This is a genomic window from Paracoccus sp. J55, from assembly GCF_000513975.1.
Lineage (GTDB): Bacteria > Pseudomonadota > Alphaproteobacteria > Rhodobacterales > Rhodobacteraceae > Paracoccus.
Window position 1 is genome coordinate 87052 of sequence record NZ_AZVA01000011.1, and the last position, 12670, is coordinate 99721.

At 71.9% G+C, this 12670-nt stretch carries 12 protein-coding genes and 1 tRNA gene; 9 read left to right on the forward strand and 4 right to left on the reverse strand.

Going from position 1 to position 12670, the window contains the following annotated elements; genetic code table 11:
* Positions 1–32: 32 nt before the first annotated feature.
* Genes PARJ55_RS0112105 through tsaD form a run of 4 tightly spaced genes read right to left on the reverse strand, consistent with a single transcriptional unit; the run spans position 33 to position 2741 of the window.
* A complete protein-coding gene (locus PARJ55_RS0112105) occupies positions 33–458 on the reverse strand; it encodes an EVE domain-containing protein (protein WP_028713291.1) in 426 nt (141 codons plus the stop codon).
* Positions 458–730 carry a YciI family protein gene (locus PARJ55_RS0112110; RefSeq protein WP_036698393.1) on the reverse strand — a complete coding sequence of 91 codons (273 nt, stop codon included), beginning with the start codon at positions 728–730 and terminating at the stop codon, positions 458–460. Before PARJ55_RS0112110 ends, PARJ55_RS0112105 begins: the two co-directional genes overlap by 1 nt.
* A complete protein-coding gene (locus tag PARJ55_RS0112115) occupies positions 730–1674 on the reverse strand; it encodes an NAD(P)H-dependent glycerol-3-phosphate dehydrogenase (protein WP_028713293.1) in 945 nt (314 codons plus the stop codon). The genes PARJ55_RS0112110 and PARJ55_RS0112115 overlap by 1 nt, the downstream gene beginning before the upstream one ends.
* Positions 1671–2741 (reverse strand): tRNA (adenosine(37)-N6)-threonylcarbamoyltransferase complex transferase subunit TsaD, encoded by a 1071-nt coding sequence (gene tsaD, locus PARJ55_RS0112120; RefSeq protein ID WP_028713294.1) that lies wholly within the window; start codon positions 2739–2741, stop codon positions 1671–1673. Before tsaD ends, PARJ55_RS0112115 begins: the two co-directional genes overlap by 4 nt.
* Before the next feature lie 64 nt (positions 2742–2805).
* On the opposite strand from tsaD, the gene PARJ55_RS0112125 reads away from it, so the two are divergent.
* The 9 genes from PARJ55_RS0112125 (at position 2806) to PARJ55_RS0112165 (ending at position 12658) form a co-directional block, all read left to right on the forward strand.
* Entirely contained in the window at positions 2806–3480 is a 675-nt protein-coding gene (locus PARJ55_RS0112125; protein ID WP_028713295.1) for a uroporphyrinogen-III synthase, read from the forward strand.
* A 126-nt stretch (positions 3481–3606) separates the two neighbouring features.
* Entirely contained in the window at positions 3607–5109 is a 1503-nt protein-coding gene (locus tag PARJ55_RS0112130; RefSeq protein ID WP_028713296.1) for a hypothetical protein, read from the forward strand.
* 10 nt (positions 5110–5119) lie between these two features.
* Entirely contained in the window at positions 5120–6892 is a 1773-nt protein-coding gene (locus PARJ55_RS0112135) for a heme biosynthesis protein HemY (protein ID WP_036714076.1), read from the forward strand.
* Positions 6893–6939: 47 nt separating this feature from the next.
* A tRNA-Thr gene (locus PARJ55_RS0112140) sits at positions 6940–7015 on the forward strand.
* A gap of 114 nt (positions 7016–7129) precedes the next feature.
* Positions 7130–7459: a helix-turn-helix domain-containing protein gene (locus PARJ55_RS0112145; RefSeq protein ID WP_028713298.1), complete on the forward strand. Its 330-nt coding sequence runs from the start codon at positions 7130–7132 to the stop codon at positions 7457–7459.
* Between the two features lie 82 nt (positions 7460–7541).
* Positions 7542–9041: a hypothetical protein gene (locus tag PARJ55_RS24570; RefSeq protein ID WP_232215697.1), complete on the forward strand. Its 1500-nt coding sequence runs from the start codon at positions 7542–7544 to the stop codon at positions 9039–9041.
* Positions 9038–10291 (forward strand): hypothetical protein, encoded by a 1254-nt coding sequence (locus tag PARJ55_RS0112155; protein ID WP_028713299.1) that lies wholly within the window; start codon positions 9038–9040, stop codon positions 10289–10291. Before PARJ55_RS24570 ends, PARJ55_RS0112155 begins: the two co-directional genes overlap by 4 nt.
* A gap of 167 nt (positions 10292–10458) precedes the next feature.
* Entirely contained in the window at positions 10459–11769 is a 1311-nt protein-coding gene (locus PARJ55_RS0112160) for an MFS transporter (RefSeq protein ID WP_028713300.1), read from the forward strand.
* Between the two features lie 283 nt (positions 11770–12052).
* Positions 12053–12658, forward strand: a complete 606-nt coding sequence (locus tag PARJ55_RS0112165; protein WP_028713301.1) for a DUF6778 family protein — start codon at positions 12053–12055, stop codon at positions 12656–12658.
* Positions 12659–12670: the final 12 nt, after the last annotated feature.

Genomic DNA, 12670 nt, shown 5'->3' on the forward strand with positions numbered 1-12670 from the left:
CGGCGCCCGGCCGGTTCCGGCATGCCGGTGCTTCAGATATCCCGCGTGCCGCCCGCGAGCTCCAGGATCACATCCCATTCCGCCTCCGAGACCGGCTGCACGGACAGGCGCGAATTGTTGACCAGCACCATCTCGGCCAGCCGCGGCTCGGCCTTGGCCTCGTCCAGCGAGACGGGGCGGTTGACGCGGGCGACGGCCCGGACATCGACGCATTCCCATTTCGGGTCCGCGGCGGTCGAGTCGGGATGCGCCTCGGCCACGACCTCGCAGATGCCGACGATCTCCTTGCCGATGTTCGAGTGGTAGAAGAAGCCGCGCTCGCCCTTCTTCATGGCGCGCATGTTGTTGCGGGCCTGATAGTTGCGCACCCCGTCCCATTGCTCGCCCTTGTCGCCGCGGGCGATCAGGTCGTCGAAGCTGAAGACGTCAGGCTCGGATTTGAACAGCCAATACGCCATCAGCCGATCACCTTCTTCCATTCGATCACCTCGACCGAGGCGAACAGGTCCGCCGCCTTGTAGGGGTCCTGCGCCGCCCATTCCTTGACCTGGGTCAACCCCTCGGCCTCGACCACCAGCAGCGAGCCGCGCATCTCGCCCTCTTCGATCAGCGGACCGGCCATCTGCAGGCCGGGCTGCGCCCTGAGAAAGGCCAGGTGCTTTTCACGGGTGTCGAGACGGGTTTGCAGCTTGCCAGGATGGTCGCGGCAGATCACGGCGAAAAGGGGCATCATTCCTCCTTGAGCGGGCGGTTCAGCAGAAAATCCAGCGCATGTTCCATGGCGATGCGGCCCTCGGCAAGGCCCGCGACCAGATTCGAGATCGGCATCTCGATCCCCAGCCTTTCGGCCAGCTGGGTGACGGCGCGGGCGGTGGCGGCGCCCTCGACCGTGGTGCCGGCGGCGAAGGGGCGGCGCGATCCCAGCGCCAGGCCATAGCGGAAATTGCGCGACTGTTCCGAGGTGCAGGTCAGCACCAGATCGCCCAGACCCGACAGGCCGGTCAGCGTCTCGGGCCGGGCGCCGAGCGCGGTGGCCAGCCGCAGCATCTCGGCAAAGCCGCGGGTGACGATGCTGGCCCGCGCGCTGTCGCCATAGCCCGCGCCGATGGCGGCGCCGGCGGCGATGGCGATGATGTTCTTCAGCGCGCCGCCCAGCTCGGCCCCGGCGACGTCGGTGGTGCGGTAAAGCCGCAGCGTGGCGGTGGACAGCTGGCGTTGCAGCGCCTCGGCCGCGCCGGCGTCGGCGCAGGCCAGCGTCAGCGCCGTGGGCAGGCCGCGGGCGATGTCGGCGGCGAAGCTGGGGCCGGTCAGCACCGCCACCGTGGCATGCGGGCAGGCGGCGGCGATCAGCGCCGAGGGCCCGGTCAGCGTGGCGAGGTCGATGCCCTTGGCGCAGCTGACCAGATTGCGGCGGTCGAAGCGCCCGCCGTGCTCGGCCAGAAAGCCGCCCAGCACCTGCGCGGGCAGCGCGAGCAGCACGGTTTCGGCCGCGATCTGCTCCAGCCGGTCGGTGACGCGCAGCGCGGGCGGCAGCGAGACGCCGGGCAGGCGCGGGTTCTCGCGCGTCGCGGTCCAGCCGGTGTCGCGACCCCAGAGCGTGACCGGCCCCTTGCCTGCCAGCGAAACTGCCAGCGCCGTGCCGAAGGCGCCGGCCCCGATCACCGCGACGCTCATGCCTTGGCCCCCCGCTTGCCGGCGCCCAGCATCGGCGCGGCCGTCCGGTCCAGCGGCCAGCGCGGGCGCGCGGCCAGATCCATGCCGTCGCGCCGGCCGGCCTGGTAAGCCTCGATCCCGGCCCAGGCAATCATCGCGGCATTGTCGGTGCAAAGCCGCAGCGGCGGGGCGAGGAAGGACGCGCCCGCCTCGGCCGCGACCGCCTGCAAGGCCGTGCGCAGCGTTTCGTTGGCCGCGACGCCGCCGGCCACGGCCAGCGCCGGAGCGGGCGCCAGCGCCAGCGCGCGGCGGGTCTTTTCCGCCAGCACCTCGGCCACCGCCGCCTGAAAGCCGGCGCAAAGATCGGCGCGGTCCTGCTGGTGCAGGCCGCCCTGTGCCGCGACCAGCTCGTCGCGCTGGCGCAGGACGGCGGTCTTGAGGCCGGAAAAGCTCAGGTCGCAGCCCGGCCGGTCCAGCAGCGGCCGGGGCAGGGCGAAGCGCCGGGCATCGCCGGCGCGCGCGGCGTCCTCGACCGAGGGGCCGCCCGGCTGCGGCAGGCCCAGAAGTTTCGCCACCTTGTCGAAAGCCTCGCCCGGGGCATCGTCGATGGTGCCGCCGAGCCGGGCGAAATCCTCGGGGCCGTCCACGCGCAGGAACTGGCAATGCCCGCCCGAAACCAGCAGCAGCAGATAGGGATAGGCGACACCGTCGGTCAGCCGCGGCGTCAGCGCATGGCCGGCAAGGTGGTTCACGCCGATTAGCGGCAGGCCGCTGCCCGCCGCCAGCCCCTTGGCCAGCATGACCCCCGACAGCACGCCGCCGATCAGCCCCGGCCCGGCGGTGACGGCGATGCCGTCCAGATCCGACAGGCGCAGCCGCGCCTGGGCCAGCGCCTCCTCGACGCAGAGGTCCAGCTTCTCGGCATGGGCGCGGGCGGCGATCTCGGGCACCACGCCGCCGAAATCGGCATGCAGCGCCGTCTGGCCCGCCACCACCGAGGCAAGGATACTGCGGTCGTCGCGCACCACCGCCGCGGCGGTGTCGTCGCAGCTGCTTTCTATGCCCAGAAAGGTCAGTCCCATGCTCATCCTTGTTCCCGCGCCGCCAAGGGCCTAGGCAAGGGGGAAGTAACACCTTGTCAGGCCGATTGCCATGCCGCCCAACCCCGCGCCCATCGTACTGCTGACCCGGCCCGAACCGGCCTCGCGGCGATTTGCCGCAGGGCTGGGACAGCCGGGGCTGAAGGTGCTGATCTCGCCCGTGCTGCGCATCCGGCCGGTCGCGCATGACGCCGCGCGGCTGGCGGCGGCGCGGGGGCTGGTCTTCACCTCGGTCAATGCCGTGCCGGCGGCGGGGCAGGGGCGCGGGCGGCCGGCGATCTGCGTCGGCCCGGCCACGGCCGAGGCGGCGCGGGCCGCGGGTTTCGACGTCGCCGAGGGGCCGGGCGACGCGGCGCGGATGCTGCCGCTGCTGGAGGGGCTGGGCGAGGGCTGGCTGCATCCGCACGGCGCCCATGTCGCCAAGGTGCTGCCGGTGCCGGGCATGGTGGTCTATGACCAGCTGCCCCAGCCGCTGGACGGGCCGGCGCGGACGGTGCTGGCGGGCGCGGCGCCGGTGATCCTGCCGCTGTTCTCGCCCCGCTCGGCGCGGATACTGGCGGATCAGGCGGCGGGGGCGCGGGCGCCGCTGTGGCTGGCGCCGATCAGCGCCGCGGCGCGCGAAGCCTGGACGGGGCCGGCGGCGCAGGTCGCGCTGGCGCCCACGCCCGACGCGGAGGGGATGCTTTGCGCGATCCGGCGCCTGCTGGCAACGGAACAATCCGCATGAGGGCGGGTTGAGGCGCCACGCCCCCGCGACTAGACTGCCGGCGGGAGCCAGGCATGATCGCGGGCGGAGGGGGCAGGGCCTGCCCCGGCAGCCGGGCTGCGACACGAAAGGGAACGGGGAAGAATTGTGAAGAAGCCAGAAACCAATTCCAGCGAGAACAAGGCAAGCCCCGGAAAAGACGGAAAGAAAAAAGCGGTTTCGGGCGCGGCGATCGACAGCCGCCCGGTCAGCGCCGGCGAGGGCGCCGCCGCCCTGAAGCCCGAGCCGAAGCCGCAGATCGAATCGAGGCTGGTCGGCAGCGGCACCGGCCCGGATGCCGCCGCGCCCAAGCCGGCGACCGGCAAGCCCTCCGCCGAATCGAAAACCGCCGTGCCGCCGTCCGCCGCCGAGGCGAAGCCGGGCACCGTGCCGCCGGTCGGCAAGTCGGATGCCGGGCCGGCCGAGGCGCCCAAGCCGGCCGTTTCGCAGCCGCAGCCCGCCAAGGTCGAAACCCGCGTGGTCGAGGTGCGCAAGGCCGGTTTCGCGCCGACCTTCCTGGGCGGCGTCGTCGCCGCCGGCCTGGGCGCCGCGGCGGCCTGGTGGGCGATTCCGCATCTGCCGCCCGCCTGGCAGCCGGTCGGGACCGATCCCGCCCCGACCGAGGCCCAGATCGCCGCCGCCCGCGAGGCCGCCATCGAGGCGGCGCGCGAAGAGATCCAGACCCAGGCCGACGCCTTTGCCAACCGCGCCTCCGAGGCCGGGGCGGATGCGGCGCGCCAGGCGCTGGCCGATGCCGAGGGGCAGTCCCAGGCCGGCCAGGCCGAGGCGCTGCAGGCGCAGGGGGAAAAGCTGGCCGCGCTGGAAAAGGCCGTCGCCGAACTGGCTGCGCGTCCCGTCGTGGCGCCGGTGGTCTCGGGCGAGGACAGCGACGGGTTGCAGCAAGTGCTGAACGAGCTGACCGCGCGGCTGGCGGCGCAGCAGGGCCGCATCGACGAGCTTGCGGCGCGTCCGGCGACCGATACGGCCACCGCCGAGCAGATCCAGGGCTTTGCCGCCCAGGCCGAGGCGCTGCAGGCGCAGATCGCCGCCGCGGCCGAGGAGGCCGAGAAGCGCATCGCCGCCGCCGAGGCGCAGGCCTCGACCCTGCAGGAAAGCGCCGAGGCGGCCAATCGCCGCGCCCAGGCCGCCACCGCCGCCGCGGCGCTGCAGGCCGCGCTCGAGACCGGCGGCCCGCGCGATCAGGCGCTGGCCGACCTGCGCGCCGCCGGGGTCGAGCCGCCCGCCGTGCTGGCCGGCGACGTCCCGACGCTGGGCCAGCTGCGCGCGGGCTTTCCCGCCGCCGCGCGCGAGGGCCTGGCCGCCGCGCTGCGCGACGCGCCCGAGGCCGAGGGCGCGCTGGGCGTCATCGGGAATTTCCTGCGGGTGCAGACCGGCGCCCGCTCGGTCGAGCCGCGCGAGGGCGGCGATCCCGACGCCATCCTGTCGCGCGCCGATGCGGCGGTGAATGCCGGCGACATCAAGGGCGCGCTGGACGAGATCGCCACCCTGCCGCAATCCGTTCAGGCGGCGATGGCCGGCTGGACCTCCCGCGCCCGGACCTGGATCGAAGCCAATGCCGCGCTGGCCGCTCTGGCCGCGGGCAGCATGTAAGGGGCGCGCCATGCTGCTTTCGGCACTGAAAATCCTGATCTTCTTCGCCATCGTGCTGGTTCTGACGCTGGGCGCCATGCAGCTTTCGGAAACCGGCCAGGGCCTGAGCATGGTCTATGGCGGCACCGAATACACGCTGGGGCCGGTGCAGCTGGTGATCGCGGCGCTGGTGGTGGTGGTGCTGGGCTGGGCCGTGGTGCGGCTGCTGGCCCTGCTTCTGGCCTTCCTGCGCTTCCTGCTGGGCGACGAGACGGCGATCAACCGCTATTTCGCCCGCTCGCGCGAGCGCAAGGGCTACGACGCCCTGTCCGAGGGCATGCTGGCCGTCGCCTCGGGCGAGGGCCGGCTGGCGCAGGACAAGGCGGCGAAGGCGGCGAAATTCCTCGACAAGCCGCATGTCACCGATCTTCTGGCGGCGCAGGCCGCCGAGGTGGCCGGCGACCGCGCCAAGGCGGCCGAGATCTATCGCCGGCTGCTTTCGGATCCGCGCACCCGCTTCGTCGGCGTGCGCGGGCTGATGCACCACAAGCTGGCCGAGGGCGACACCGCCACCGCGCTGAAGCTGGCGGAAAAGGCCTATGCGCTGAAGCCCAAGCACGGCGAGGTCCAGGACATGCTGCTGGAGCTGCAGACCCGCGAAGGCGACTGGAAGGGCGCGCGCGCGGTGCTCAAGGACAAGCGCAAGCAGGGCCAGCTGCCCAAGGACGTGCATGTCCGCCGCGATGCCGTGCTGGCGCTGAAGGAGGCGTCCGAGGTGCTCGCCGAGGGCAATTCGATCAGCGCGCGCGAGGCCGCGATCTCGGCCAACCGGGCCAGCCCGGACCTGATCCCGGCCGCGGTGCTGGCCGCGCGCAGCTACATCGCCCAGAACGATCCCCGCAACGCCGGCCGGGTGCTGCAAAAGACCTGGAGCGTGCGCCCGCATCCCGCGATCGCCGCGACCTATGCCGAGATCGTGCCGGACGAGAAGCCGGCCGCGCGGCTGCGCCGTTTCGAGGATCTGATGCGGCAGAACCCGGATCACGAGGAGACCCGGCTGCTGCGCGCCGAACTGCTGCTGGCCGCCGAGGATTTCCCCGGCGCCCGCCGCGCGCTCGGCGATCTGGCCGAGAAGCATCCGACGGTGCGCTCGCTGTCGATCCTGGCCGCCGTCGAGCGCGGCGAAGGCTCGGACGACGCGGTGGTGCGCGGCATTCTGGCGCGTGCGCTGGTCGCCAGCCGCGGCCCGCAATGGGTCTGCGACAAGTGCCACAACGTCATGGCGGACTGGTCCCCGACCTGCGACAGCTGCGGCGGCTTCGATACGCTGACCTGGCGCGAGCCGGACAGCCCGGTCTGGAGCGCGCCGGCCGCGAACGGGGCCGAGATGCTGCCGCTGCTGGTCGGGGACAGGCATGGGGCGGGGGGGCCGGTGCCGGTTCCGACGCCGCTTGCCACGGCTTCGCAGCCCGCCGGCGCGCCGTCGCCCGGCATGGTCGGTCCGCAGCCCGGGGCGCAGCCTTCCCCAGACGCCCCGGCCCCGGTCGAGATCGCGGATGTCTCGCCCGGCATGGTGCCGCGCGAATCGGATTATCGCCGGGTTTCGCCGGTCTCGGCCGGGGCGGAACCCGCGATGACCGTCACCGACCCCGAGCCCGAACCGGCAGCCGCCCCGGCCGAGGCCGCCCCGCCCGAGTCCGAGCGCCAGCCGCTGGTCGCCGCGCAGGGCGACATCCTGCCGGTGCGCCCCGATGTCGAACCGCCCGAGCCTGAGGAGGCGAAGATCGCGGGGAAAAAATACTGATCCCCCCTTTTCGGCCGCGCCGTAACCTGCTATCCGGCGCGGCATATGCCGGTGTAGCTCAGCTGGTAGAGCACGTCATTCGTAATGATGGGGTCGGGGGTTCGAGTCCCTTCACCGGCACCAGAAACCCCGGACAAGTCAATGTATTGCGTTGGCTTGTCCGGGGTTTCTGCTTTTCGGGCCGGAGACCGTCCTCAGCCTGGTCTTCCGCTTGAGCTGCATGCGCGGGACCCTCTGGTGCGGCGGGCGCTTCTGGCGATGCAGCAGAACCTGCACGCGCCGCTGCCGATCGCGCGCATTGCCCGCGACCTCGGTGTGGGGCGGCGCAAGCTTGAGCGGCATTTCAACGCCGACCTGGGCATCCCGCCGGCCGATGCCTCGATCCGCATCCGGCTGGCGCAGGCGCGCATGCTGCTGGCGCGCACCGACCGCACCGTGACCCGCATCGCCGAGGAGACCGGCTTCTGCGACGCCTCGCACCTGATCCGCGTCTTCCGCGAGACCGAGGGCAGCACGCCCGACCTCTGGCGCCAGAGCCGCGGCCTGCCGGCCGGGGAGGCGCCCTAGCCGCCCGTTGCACGGCCCTTTGCGGCAACGCTGGCGCCTCTGCCGGATAATGGCCCGGCCATTCGGATGAGGAGAGGGACAGATGCCGAACAAAGCCACAGTCAGGGGGGTGCTGGTGGACGCGACGCTCGCCCCGGTCGCCGCGGGCAAGATCGTCGCCACGCTGCAGGGCTCGGACATTTTCGACGGCGGGGTGCGGGTGGTGACGCAGAAGGTCGAGGCGACCACGAATGCGCGGGGCGAATGGGCGCTGGCGCTGATCGTGAACGGCGAGGGCGAGACGGCGGGCACGAGCTGGACCATCGAGGGCTACAACCAGTATGTGGCCAAGGTCTTCGAGGCGAAGGCGCTGTTTCTGGCCTCCGGCCTGGAGATCACCCTGGGCGACCTGGAAAAGACCAGCGCCCAGAACCTGAAGGCGGCGCGCGAGGCCGGCCTCGCCCGGCTGATCCTCGCCGCCGATTACGACAGCTATCAGGCCATGCCGGAAAACCAGAGGCGCCACAACGACCTCGTGGTGGTGGACAGGCGCGAGTCCCCGCCGGCGATCCAGGGCACGCTGGAGCGCGCGCTTTTCGACGGGGTGACGCGCATCTGGCATGGGGGTCGGCCGGCCGCGCTGCTGGATGCCCGCGGCGTGACCCTGATCGAGGGCGCGCCGCCGGCCGTGGCGCCGGCCGTCACCCGCCAGCCGGGGATCCTGCCCGAAGGCGCCGGGATCGGCGACAGCATCGCACTGGATCTGGGCGCGGCCGAGGCCACGCCCCCGGCGGCGGCGAGCTGGGACCTGACCCTGAACGGCAGCTCGGTCCGCGACCGGCTCGACCCGGATCTGCGCATGGTGCTGTCCGAACCGGGCGAATATGCGCTTGCCGTCAGCTGGAGCAATGCGGCGGGAACGGCGGAGGCCGAGACGGCGCTGCTGCAGGTGGCCGCGCCGCAGGCGACCAGCATCGATTACTCGCAGGCCGCGGGCTACCTGCACCCGGGCGCGGCCTATGCCGGCACCGCCGCGGCGGTGACCGGGGTGACGAATGGCGGCAATGGCGGCTGGAACCTGGCGGCGACGGGTTCGGGCAATGCCATCGCCATGACCCCGGCCGGGATCCGGTTCGAGGACGGGCGGTCGCTGCAGGCGGGCGGGCTGACCACCGGCGGCATCGACGCGGCTTTCATCGTGCTGCGCATGGTGATCGACAGCTACGGCTCGGGCGTGGCGCAGCTTTTCGCCGCCAATCCCAGCGGCGGCACCTTCGCGATTCACAACAACAACGGCACGCTGCAGGCGCGCTATCATGACGGGACGCCGCGCACCATCGCGCTTGGCCCCGTGCCCTATGGCCAGGAATTCGTGGTCGGGATCGAGATCGACAATGCCGCGCAGCGCGTCCGCGCCTATACGCCGTCGGGCGCGATGCTCTCGGAAACCCCGGCCGGCACGCCGGGGCTGAATTACGTCACCGTCCGCACCGGCCAGTATGTCCGCGGCACGCTGATGCGGGCGGCGCTGTTCGCCCGGCCGGCCGGCGGCGCCTTTGCCGCCGGTTTCGAAGAGGTGATCGCGGATTTTCGCTCGGCGTGACGGCGCCGGGGAATACCGTCGATCTGATGCTGGCCCGCGGCCAGTCGCTGGCGCTTGGCGCGAATTTCGGGCCCGATCTCGCGCCGAACGGCCAGCGGTGGCGCGAGGTGTTCGGCGGCGCCGCCAATCCCGGCGCGCTCATGCTGACCGGGCTGCGCCGCGCGGATGGCGTGGCGGTGACGCATGTCGCCAACCCGCTGCTGGCCGGCTATGACCCCGCCGTCCCTGCGGCGGGATATGGGCCGATGCTGGTGCAGGGCTCGGTTCCCGAAGGCGCGGTCCTGGCCTGCGCCATGCTGCGCGACGGGCTGGCAGGGGCGGTCGCCTTCCAGTTCCACGATGCCGGCGGCCAGTCGATCCAGAACCTGGACGACGATCCGGGCTCGGGGGCCGAGGGCGTGGTCACGCCCCATGCCAATGCCGAGCTGTGGCTGGCCGAGGCCGTGCGGGTCTTTGCCGCCGAGGGCAAGGCGATCCGGGTGCCGCGCATCTTCCTGAACCAGGGCGAGGCCGATGTCGCCCGTCCGCGCGGCTGGTGGTCGGCTGCGGCCGAGGTCACCTGCGGGCAGATGGTCGAACAGGTCCGGCGCCGGACCGGCCAGGCCGAGGCGCCGGTGCTTTTCGTCCAGCAGACCGGCGGCTACATGATGGGCGCGGCGACGAACCTGCATCATTGCAAGCTGGACCAGCTGGATTTCGTCCGCGCCAAGGGCGGCGTGCTGGTCGGGCCGCTTTACCCCTACAAGATCGACAACAGCGACGACAAGGGCGTCCACAAGCTCTGGTCCGAATATGTCCGCGCCTATGAGGTCGGGGCCTGGGCGGCAGCCGAGGTCGCGGCGGGCCGGGCCTGGAACCTGCTGCCCGGCCCCGCCACGCGGACGGGCGACCGGATCGCCATCCCCGTCTCGGTCCGCGAGGACGAGGCGCTGACCATCGCGCCCGGGTTTTATGCCGATTACGGCGGCGATCCGGAGCATCTGGGGCTTGAGGTCACGGGCGGCGGCGCCATCATTGCCGCCGGCGTCTCGGGTGGGACCATCCTGCTGGACGTCGCGGGCCCGGTCACGGCGGTGCGCTATGCCATGCAGCGCGACCCGACCGATTACCGGAGGCTGACCGATGCCGCGGGCTGCGGCTATGGCGCGCATCGCGGGCTGATCCGCAGCACGCTGACCCGGACCGTGTCCTGGGGCGGCATGGAATTCGCGCTGGAACGCTGGCTGCCAAGCTTCGAGGTCGCGCTTTAGCGGGGCCTTCGCGCGAAGGGGCCGTCCCTCGGGGCGGCCCTTTTTCCTCCGGCCTGCGGTCCGCGCTGCATCACCTTGCGCGAAACAGCCCGGCCGGGCGCGTTTTCCTGTGGACATGGCGGCGAGCGTCGCAACACTGCGCGGCAGCCCGATCAGCGGAGAAAGCCATGAACCTGACCATCGACGAGGCCCTGACCCAGGGCGGCGCGGGCCGTTTCCAGCAGCGCCTGCTGGGCATCTTTGGCCTGGTCTGGGCGGCGGACGCGATGCAGGTCATCGCCATCGGCTTCACCGCCGCCTCGATCGCGGCGAGCTTCGGGCTGACCGTGCCGCAGGCCCTGCAGACCGGGACGCTGTTCTTTCTGGGCATGTTCGCGGGGGCGACGCTGTTCGGGCGCATCGCCGACCGGGTGGGACGGCGCAACGTGCTGTTCCTGACGGTGGGCTGCGACGCGGTCTTCGGGCTCGCCTCGGTCTTCGCGCCGGACATCTGGTCGCTGATGCTGCTGCGCTTCCTGACCGGCATGGCGGTCGGCGGCACGCTGCCCGTGGATTACGCCATGATGGCCGAATTCCTGCCGCCCCGGAACCGCGGCCGCTGGCTGGTCTGGCTGGAGGGGTTCTGGGCCATCGGCACCATCGCCATCGCCCTGACCGCCTGGATCGCGCATCTGGCGGGCGCGGCCGAGCCCTGGCGCTGGATCTTCGCCGTCGCCGCCCTGCCGGCGCTGATCGGCATCTGGCTGCGGCTCTGGGTGCCGGAATCGCCGATGTATCTGCTGCGCAAGGGCGACGAGGCCGGGGCGCGGGCGGTCGTCGACCGGGTGCTGACCGCGAACGGCGCCCGCGCCCTGCCGCCGGGCACCCGCCTGACCGCGCCGCCCGTCACCGCCGAGGCGCGGCTTTTCGGCCCCGAGCTGCGCAACCGCAGCCTGGGCATCTTCGCCGCCTGGTTCCTGGTCTCGCTGTCCTATTACGGCGTCTTCGTCTGGCTGCCGGCAGAACTGGCCAAGGGCGGCTTCGGCTTCGTGCGCGGCTATGGCTTCCTGGTGCTGATGGCGCTGGCGCAGCTGCCGGGATATGCGCTGGCGGCGCATGGCGTGGAACGCTGGGGCAGGAAGCCCACCCTGCAGATCTTCCTGCTGCTCAGCGCAGGGGGCTGCTTCCTCTTCACCCTCGCCGTCAGCCCCTGGCTGGTCGCCCTCGCGCTGCTGCTGATGAGCTTTGCGCTGCTGGGCACCTGGGGCGCGCTCTATGCCTATACGCCCGAGCTTTACCCGACCGGCCTGCGCGGCACCGGCATGGGCACGGCCAGCGCGGTGGCGCGGGTGGGCGGGCTGCTGGCGCCCTCGCTCATGGGCTATGTGGTGGCGCGCGGCTTCGGGGTCGCCATCGGCGTCTTCGCGGCGCTGCTGCTGCTGGCCGCCATCGGCACGCTGTTCATCCGGGCCGAGACCCGCAACCAGTCCATCGTCTGAAACCGCGCAGCCGTCACCCGCGATGCGGCCGGACACCCTTCCGGCCAAGACCGCTTCATGCGAAGCGAATCTCTTGCGCATTGGAAATCCACGATTACTCTCGCGCCGGACCGGAGACATTCCCTCCGGTCGCGGGGCGCGGCGCAACCCGTCCCTTGCGGGAGGCGCTTTTCTGATCCAGCCGTTTTCAGAAACAAGATCATGCCAGAGGCCTTGGCGCAATTTCCAAACCGCCGGCCACGCGGCCGGCCCGTCATTCATTTCCCGAACGAGGAGCCATTCCATGTTGAAACCCGCCCTTCTGGCGCTTGGCCTGACGCTTGGCCTTGCCGCCTGCTCGAACACCTGGGAAACCGCCTATGAACAGCTCGACCCGGCGCAGACCGCCAGCTGGCGCGTCGCCTCGGTCGATGTCGCGGTGCCCGAGACCCTGACCACCAGCGAGGAAAACAGCTACACCCCCGATTTCGACATCGTCTGGCATGGCGAGCCGGCCGGAGACCGCCGCGCCCAGGCCGCCGCCATCCTCCGCGAAGGCATCGAGAAGGGCGCCGCCGGCCTGCGCGGCAAGACCCGCGTGCGCATCGTGGCCACGCTGGGCCAGTTCCATGCCATCACCCCCGTCGTGCGCGAGAACCTGCAGAATTCCGGCGTGCACAACATCCAATACAGCGTGCAGGTCTTCGATGCCCGCACCGGCGCCGCACTGACCGAGCCGCAGCCGGTCAAGGCGGAATTCCCGGCGCTGGTCGGCGCCGCCGGGGACGAGGCGGATGCCCGGGGCCTGACCCAGCGGGTGCAGATCGTGAACCAGATCGCGCTGGTGACGCAGAACTGGCTGGGCACCGGTCCCGATCCGCGCGGCAGCTTCCAGCGCCGCGGGCGCTGAACCTTAGCGAAA

Coding starts and splice junctions, on each gene's coding strand:
- tsaD (WP_028713294.1), bottom strand. CDS start 2,741: ATGAGCATGGGACTGACCTTTCTGGGCATAGAAAGCAGCTGCGACGAC.
- PARJ55_RS0112165 (WP_028713301.1), top strand. CDS start 12,053: ATGTTGAAACCCGCCCTTCTGGCGCTTGGCCTGACGCTTGGCCTTGCC.
- PARJ55_RS0112135 (WP_036714076.1), top strand. CDS start 5,120: ATGCTGCTTTCGGCACTGAAAATCCTGATCTTCTTCGCCATCGTGCTG.
- PARJ55_RS24570 (WP_232215697.1), top strand. CDS start 7,542: ATGCCGAACAAAGCCACAGTCAGGGGGGTGCTGGTGGACGCGACGCTC.
- PARJ55_RS0112115 (WP_028713293.1), bottom strand. CDS start 1,674: ATGAGCGTCGCGGTGATCGGGGCCGGCGCCTTCGGCACGGCGCTGGCA.
- PARJ55_RS0112105 (WP_028713291.1), bottom strand. CDS start 458: ATGGCGTATTGGCTGTTCAAATCCGAGCCTGACGTCTTCAGCTTCGAC.
- PARJ55_RS0112125 (WP_028713295.1), top strand. CDS start 2,806: ATGCCGCCCAACCCCGCGCCCATCGTACTGCTGACCCGGCCCGAACCG.
- PARJ55_RS0112110 (WP_036698393.1), bottom strand. CDS start 730: ATGCCCCTTTTCGCCGTGATCTGCCGCGACCATCCTGGCAAGCTGCAA.
- PARJ55_RS0112160 (WP_028713300.1), top strand. CDS start 10,459: ATGAACCTGACCATCGACGAGGCCCTGACCCAGGGCGGCGCGGGCCGT.